Genomic DNA, 7999 nt, shown 5'->3' with positions numbered 1-7999 from the left:
GTCAGCCATATTTTTTTGAGTGCTTGGCACGCCATTGGCCGTCTTTATCCAGCGTCGCAGCATGCCAGAGTTGATTCCCAGATCGTCCGCTATTCCCTGAATCGAGCTGCCCTGTTGACTCGCAAGCCTGATGGCCTCTGCTTTAAATTCATCGGTGTATTTTCTGCGTGTTCCCATTTGATTCATCTTCTACTTTTCCTTTCATGTTAAAACATGCTTATGAAAAGTGTCCGTTAAATTGTGGGAAACCCAGTCAGAGCATATTGTGTAGTGAAACTATTCAAATTAAGCTAACTCACCGATTCGATCTTAAGGCGACTATGTTTGAAATCTTAGCTCATCGCACATATAGACATTTATTCGCTGCCCAAGTCATTGCATTAATCGGCACTGGTCTAGCCACAGTGGCTTTAGGACTATTGGCTTTTGATTTAGCCGGAGAAAATGCAGGTTTGGTTCTTGGCACGGCGTTAGCTATTAAGATGATCGCTTATGTTGGCATTGCACCTATCGCAGCAGCATTTGCCGAAAGCCTTCCTCGTCGTAGCATGTTAGTTACGCTGGATATTGTTCGTGCGGGTGTTGCCTTAGCACTGCCATTTGTCTCTCAGATATGGGAAGTCTACGTACTCATCTTTTTGTTACAGGCGGCATCGGCGGCTTTTACGCCTACTTTTCAGGCGACCATACCTGACGTGCTTCCAGAAGAAAAAGATTACACCAAAGCATTGTCTTTATCACGTCTGGCTTACGACCTGGAAAACTTAATCAGTCCAATGTTGGCTGCAGCTCTGCTCACTGTGATTAGTTTTCATGCTCTATTTGCCGGGACTGTTGTGGGATTCATAGCTTCAGCAGTTTTAGTTGCAACGGTGATACTACCAAGGCATCCATCACCAAAGCGCCGTAGTATTTATGACCGAACATTTCGTGGGCTCCGTATTTATTTAGCGACGCCCCGATTACGTGGCCTTCTGGCTGTTAATGCTGCGGTGGCTGCATCTGCATCAATGGTTTTCGTCAACACCGTGGTGATTGTTCAGGCAGAGTTTGGCCTCAAACAAAGCGCTGTAGCATTAGCATTAACCGGTTTTGGTCTTGGCTCAATGTTAGCGGCATTAGTCCTTCCGCGTTTGTTAGATAAGCTGCAGGATCGCAGCGTAATGCTCGGAGGTATCGGATTGATGATCATTGGTATGTTCTTAGGGATATTGGCCGTGAGCCAAGCATCGCTTATGGTGTTGTGGTTTATACTCGGATTAGGCTACTCCACTGCCCAGACACCTTCAGGGCGATTATTGCGTCGCTCTTCTCACCCAGAGGATCGCCCTGCCTTATTTGCTGCCCAGTTCGCTCTGTCGCATGCGTGCTGGTTATTATTCTATCCTTTGGCAGGATGGTTCGGAACGCATTATGGCATGCCCCTAACATTTGCTGTCCTTGGCAGTGCGGGCGCACTATGTATTTTAATAGCTTTAAGGGTCTGGCCTACTAAAGACCCTGAAGTGATTGAGCACGAACACACCACACTGCCAACCGAACATGCACATACCCAAAGCGGCATCACTACCAAGGATGGAGTGCGACACGCACATTTATATGTGATAGATGACTATCACCCAAATTGGCCACATTTAGGCGGGTAAATGTTGATTTGGCCGACCAATATCTGGATCCGGGTTAAATGAACTTAAGACTTGCTGATTTAGCAGTAATAATTAACTGATAACCACAATCCATCACTAATCATTAAAGTCTCTACCGTGCTCTATATCCATCATCCTTATTCCCCCTAAAGCTACTGGGTAGGAACGTGTCAGCAAGGGTTAAAGAAGAAAAATATCCTTTAACTGCCCCAAACAAAGTTGCTTTAAACCATTTCCCAATATAAGCTGGCGGGAATTTTTCAATAGTGTTCTTCGTGAAGTCAAACTATCTCACATCCTTTTTGCTGATTGTATGCATGGTATTTTCCAGTACCGCTGCTGCTTTTTTGCATTTGAATGAACACATCCATGACGATACGCATGCACATCATCACTTTACAGAGTTACAACATCAGGATGATTTAGAAGATCAAAATGATGCAGATCATTCCCATCACTCTAATCTTCATATTGTTGGTGATGTAATCGAACATAATCCACTTTTTTTCTGCGTATCTGATTATTCATTAGGTGAAGAGTCATACTCACGCCTATTTTTTCGAACCTATACACCTCCCATACCCCCACCCAACGCCTAAACCCCTAGCTTTTTGATAATTTCTTAACGCCTGACTAGCGCAGGTATTGCTATGGGAATGGAACAATGTATTTACGTAACTTAAAGCGTCAATGGCTGATAACCGTTGTCTCGCTGTTTTGGCTGGCTTATCCAAATGTTTCTGCCGCCATTAATTTATCAACTGCAACACAAAGAACGCTCGAACAGAATCCCCAGTTGCAACTCTATCCTTATCACGTGCGTGCTATTGACGGGCAATTGATTCAGGCAAGCCTGAAACCAAATCCCAGAATGAATATTGATTTAGAAGATGCCTTGGGAACAGGTGACACTAGATTTCTGGCAGGAAGTGAGCTGACGTTATCTTTGAGCCAAGTGCTTGAACTTGGTAACAAGATCGAGAAGCGTATGGATGTTGTGGATCAACAATCTGAAGCTTTGCAACGAGACTATGCCATTAAACGTCTTGATGTAGTCGCCAGTATGATGCGTGATTATTACGACACCTTACGACTTCAATATCTTATTGAGTGGAACGAACAGCGTATAAAGTCTGAAAATGAAGCTTTGCAAGTCATAAAACATCGAGCAAAAGCGGGTGTTGTCGGACAAGCTGATGTAATGCGCATGGAACTTCGATTGGCAAAATCTCAAGCCAAACAAGCGCAATTAACATCTGAACATCTGAATTCCCTCCACGTTTTGTCTGCTAATTGGTTTGATAAGCCTGACTTCGACAAAGTAGAAGGTGTTTTAAGTAGCCTGCCCAAAATTCCCAGTGATGTGGTTATGAAAGCGGCTTTGAAGGAAACACCTGAATATCTCCTAAGCGCTGCTAATTCACGCATTAATGAAGCACGTTTGTCATTAGCGAAAGCCGAAAGCAAAGCGGATGTGACTGTGGGAGCAGGTATCAGACGATTAGAAGCCACTAATGATAATGCGTTAGTTTTCAGTTTTTCTATGCCCTTGCAATGGAATGATCGAAACCAAGGCAATATTGCAAGCGCTCATGCGCAATATGAAGAAACACTCGCAACTCAAGAAATATTAATAAAGCAGTTGGAAATAGCCCTCGGCCGAATCCAAGTTTCTATGAAAAGTAACCTCCATCATCTTGAAAGGTTGCAGTCTGAGTTACAACCCGTCGCAGACTCTTTGTTGAGTGAAGTCAAACGTGGGTATCAACTCGGCCAATATGGCGTTTTGCAATGGGTAGATGCTCAGGATGAGCTTTTCAACTTTGAACGTGAACGTATCGAAGCCCAACACGCCGTACATCTTCAGTTTCTGGAATTAGAGCGCTTAACCGGAAATAACCTAATAAGCGTTATTACGCAAGACGCTGCTATTAAGGAATAAATCATGAAATTCTATTTAATAATCCTCGTTTTTGTATTTCATACACCTTTATTTGCTGCAGGAGGACATGGCCATGGACATGATGACACTACTCATGAAGAACCAGCTGAAGGCCCTCATGGTGGTCGACTGTTAGAAAGTGATGGTTTGAATCTAGAAGTCACTATTTTTGAATCAGGTATCCCCCCTGAAATGCGCATTTATCCATACCACCCAGATGGTACTCCCATCTCACCAGAAAAAATCGCCATGACTGTAACACTCGAGCGGACTGGCGGTCAGCAAGATTTAATCGATTTCAATGCTGAAGGAGAATACTTACTTGGTGATCTTGAAATTATTGAACCTCACTCTTATGGAGTCGAAGTTTCCGCCAATTTAGATGGCAATAATTATCACTGGCATTATGAAAGCTATGAGGGACGTACTGAGATTAACGATAGATTGCTGGATCTCTCTAAAATTGAAACAGAAATAGCTGGTCCACAAACACTCACTATTACTAATAAGGTATATGGGATTGTCACAAAGTCAGAAGACAATATCTTCGATGTGTACGCCCCCTACCCTGGAATTGTTCAAACAGTCTTAGTAAAAACCGGTGATAAAGTCAAAAAGGGCCAACGTTTACTCACCGTACTGAATCAGCAGACTTTACAAACCTACGATGTGAACAGCCCTTCAAATGGGGAAGTCACTTCTCGCCAAGTCAAACCAGGCGTTCATACCGATATAGGAGCTTTATTAGAGATAAGTGATTTATCCAAGGTTTGGATAGAAATGTCGATGTTCCCCAAAGATATTGAGCAGATTACAAAAGGAATGGACGTTCAAATAACTGATCTTCATGGAGAGAAAACTGTTCAAAGCAAGGTAGATTACCTATCACCCCAAATGACCGGGGGCCATATTGCTCGAGCTAGAGCAACTATTCCTAACACCGACGGTTCGTGGCGGCCTGGCATGCATGTCGTAGCTAATGTTGTCGTGGAACGTATCGAAGCCCCACTTGCAGTCAGACGCTCTGCTATTCAAACGTTTCGAGAAATGCCTGTGGTTTTCGGTCAGTTTGGCAATGTATTTGAGGTCAGAATGGTTCAGTTAGGCCGCCAAGATAAACATTATTTTGAAGTAACCGGCGGCCTCAAACCAGGCACTAAATACGTCATCAACAATAGCTATCTTCTTAAGGCAGAAGTCTTGAAAGATGGCGCCAGCCACGACCACTAGGAATAAGATATGATTGATTCGATTATTCGCTTTGCAATAAATCAACGCTGGTTGGTGCTGTTTCTAACCCTTCTAATTGCAGTATATGGTGTCTACAACGTTTTAAAGCTACCCATTGATGCCGTCCCTGACATCACCAATGTACAAGTGCAAATTAACACCGATGTACCAGGTTATTCCCCATTAGAAGCTGAACAGAGGATAACTTACCTTGTTGAGAACGCCATGGCAGGGTTGCCCTCACTCGACTACACACGATCAATTTCTCGTTATGGACTATCTCAGGTAACAGTTGTACTGAAAGATGGAACTGATATTTATTTGGGAAGACAGCAAATAACCGAAAGATTATTGTCAATTCGGAGCGAACTTCCACCGGAAGCTGACCCACAACTGGGACCTGTAGCGAGTGGATTAGGCGAAATATTTACCTATGCAATAAGTGCCGATGAAGATGCTCTAAACGAAAATGGTCAGCCTTATACATCTGAAGATCTTAGAACGATTCAGGATTGGATAATTCGACCGCAGTTGGTCACCGTGCCAGGTGTAACTGAAATTAATAGTGTCGGTGGCTATAAGCGTCAGTATCAAGTTGCACCAGATCCAGTCAAATTACTTGCAAACAAACTTACCTTAGCTGATGTTTCAGCAGCTCTCATGGAGAATAATCAAAGTGTTGGTGCCGGTTACATAGAACGTTATGGTGAACAATGGTTAGTTCGGTCTCCCGGTCAACTTAAGACACTTGATGACATCCGGAATGTGGTTATTGCCAAACGTGATGATATGCCGGTTAAGATTGGTGATGTAGCGGAAGTTATTCATGGCAAAGAACTCCGAACTGGGGCTGCGACACAAAATGGTAAAGAGACAGTTTTAGGCACAGCCTTCATGTTGATTGGTGAGAATAGTCGGATTGTAGCAAAAGCCGTCTCTGAAAAATTAGAAACAATCAATCGAAGTCTGCCAGAAGGTGTGAGAGCTGAAGCGGTATATACAAGAACGACTTTAGTAGAAGAAACCATCGCTACCGTTCAGAAAAACTTATTTGAAGGAGCGCTTTTAGTCATTGTCGTACTATTTGCTTTACTCGGAAATTTTCGAGCAGCCTTTATTACTGCACTGGTCATTCCACTCAGTATGTTATTTGCTGTTACTGGAATGGTTAATAATCGCGTTTCAGGGAACCTTATGAGCCTTGGCGCTATTGATTTTGGCCTGATTGTTGATGGTGCAGTCATTGTTGTAGAAAATGCTTTACGAAGACTTGGCCTAGCTCAAAATAGGCTGGGACGGCTACTTACCTTAAAGGAACGTCTTCAAGAGGTCACTGAGAGCACTCGTGAAGTATTTAATCCAGCCGTCTTTGGTATGTTAATTATTATGCTGGTTTATTTACCTTTGTTTGCCTTGGGTGGCGTGGAAGCCAAGATGTTCGAACCCATGGCATTCACCGTTATGGCTGCTTTGATTGGCGCATTATTGTTCTCAGTGACATTTGTTCCTGCGGCAGTGGCTATATTTGTCCGAGGAAATGTTCAACATCGTGAAAACTTATTGATGCGCTCTGCTAGATTTGTTTATAGACCATTTCTCGGACTGGCTATGCGCGCGCCTTTAATGGTGAGTCTTGCAGCGGTTCTTTTCGTCATCTGGACGGCAAGCCTAACCAATCGCATGGGATCGGAATTTCTACCCAAACTGGATGAAGGTGATATTGCTCTGCATGCTTTGAGAATTAGCGGTACTGGTCTTGAACAAGCTGTTGAAATGCAAAATCAACTTGAATCGGTTATTCGTGATTTTGATCAGGTGGAGCGTGTTTTCTCAAAAATTGGCACACCAGATATTGCAACAGATCCTATGCCTCCAAGTGTAGCCGATACCTTTCTTATCATTAAGCCCCGAGCAGAATGGGCTGATCCCACTCAAACCAAAGCTGAATTTCTAACGCAATTACGCGAGGCGGTTGAAGCTGTACCGGGTAATAAGTATGAATTTACCCAACCTATAGAAATGCGTTTTAATGAACTCATTGCAGGCGTCAGGGCTGATGTAGCGGTTAGGATCTATGGCGATGATCTGGAGCAACTCAATACTGTTGGCAAGTCGGCAATTGAGATTATTTCTAATGTGGATGGATCAGCTGACGTTCGTATGGAAGAGATTACCGGTCTGCCTATGCTGTCAATTGAACCTGATCGCGAGCATTTGGCATTACTAGGTCTAAGCATTCAAGATATGCAACAAACTATTCAAACTGCAATAGGCGGTAGTAATGTTGGATTGATTTATGAAGGTGATAGACGTTTCAAGCTGGTAATAAGATTGGCTGATGAGATGAGACAAGACGTCAATTACCTTGAAAAACTTCCAGTTTCATTAAATCACAGTGATGACCCGGATTTATCGTATGTACCGTTGGGTGAGATTGCACAGATTACAGAATACATTGGACCTAATCAGATCAACCGTCAAAATGGTAAGCGCCATGTGCTGGTGTCCGCTAATGTAGTTGATCGCGACTTGGGATCATTTGTTAGTGCAATTGAATCAGCTATTAATGAACAATTAACTATCCCACCAGGTTATTGGATTGACTATGGCGGTACATTTGAACAATTACAATCTGCAACACAAAGATTGTCTATTGTCGTGCCGGTAACGTTAGTTTTAATTCTGGCTCTGTTAATTGGTGCATTTAAATCTTTGAAAGATGCTTTATTAATCTTCACTGGAATACCTTTAGCGTTGACTGGCGGTATATTGTCATTAATCTTTAGAGATATGCCATTTTCAATCTCAGCAGCAGTCGGATTTATTGCGCTATCAGGTATTGCCGTATTAAACGGAATTGTCATGCTGTCATTTATTCGACAACTTCGCGAAACAGGTGAAACATTGTTGAATTCAATAAAGGATGGTGCAATGCAGCGGCTTCGACCTGTTTTGATGACAGCGTTAGTGGCAAGCCTTGGCTTTTTGCCAATGGCTTTAAATACCGGTACTGGGGCTGAAGTACAGCGTCCGCTGGCAACCGTAGTTGTAGGTGGAATCATTTCATCAACTTTGTTGACGTTAGTGGTATTACCAGCGCTTTATCTACTGGCACATCGCTGGAAAGAAAAGCGACTATCACTTTAAAGGAAAGATGTTTCGTACTTAACCACTATTTCTG

Annotated in this window: 6 protein-coding genes; 5 read left to right on the top strand and 1 reads right to left on the bottom strand. The window is 43.1% G+C overall.

Features of this window, described 5'->3' with window-relative positions:
• Positions 1 to 177, bottom strand: a 177-nt coding sequence (locus LGT40_RS04240) for a transposase (RefSeq protein WP_438861567.1), incomplete at its 3' end; no start/stop codon positions are given.
• 143 nt (positions 178 to 320) lie between these two features.
• Here LGT40_RS04240 and LGT40_RS04235 point away from each other — a divergent pair.
• The 5 genes from LGT40_RS04235 to LGT40_RS04215 all read left to right on the top strand — a co-directional run bounded on the left by LGT40_RS04235 (position 321) and on the right by LGT40_RS04215 (position 7965).
• Positions 321 to 1646, top strand: coding sequence for an MFS transporter (locus LGT40_RS04235; protein ID WP_226069839.1), 1326 nt, complete (start codon positions 321 to 323; stop codon positions 1644 to 1646).
• 317 nt (positions 1647 to 1963) lie between these two features.
• Positions 1964 to 2245, top strand: coding sequence for a hypothetical protein (locus LGT40_RS04230; protein ID WP_226343164.1), 282 nt, complete (start codon positions 1964 to 1966; stop codon positions 2243 to 2245).
• A 65-nt stretch (positions 2246 to 2310) separates the two neighbouring features.
• Positions 2311 to 3588, top strand: a complete 1278-nt coding sequence (locus LGT40_RS04225) for a TolC family protein (RefSeq protein WP_226069837.1) — start codon at positions 2311 to 2313, stop codon at positions 3586 to 3588.
• Between the two features lie 3 nt (positions 3589 to 3591).
• Positions 3592 to 4818 carry an efflux RND transporter periplasmic adaptor subunit gene (locus tag LGT40_RS04220; RefSeq protein WP_226069836.1) on the top strand — a complete coding sequence of 409 codons (1227 nt, stop codon included), beginning with the start codon at positions 3592 to 3594 and terminating at the stop codon, positions 4816 to 4818.
• A 9-nt stretch (positions 4819 to 4827) separates the two neighbouring features.
• Positions 4828 to 7965 carry an efflux RND transporter permease subunit gene (locus LGT40_RS04215; RefSeq protein WP_226069835.1) on the top strand — a complete coding sequence of 1046 codons (3138 nt, stop codon included), beginning with the start codon at positions 4828 to 4830 and terminating at the stop codon, positions 7963 to 7965.
• Positions 7966 to 7999 lie beyond the last annotated feature (34 nt).

This window comes from Methylophaga pinxianii, from assembly GCF_020447225.1.
GTDB classification, from domain to species: domain Bacteria; phylum Pseudomonadota; class Gammaproteobacteria; order Nitrosococcales; family Methylophagaceae; genus Methylophaga; species Methylophaga pinxianii.
This window is presented reverse-complemented; position numbering and strand designations above follow the sequence as displayed.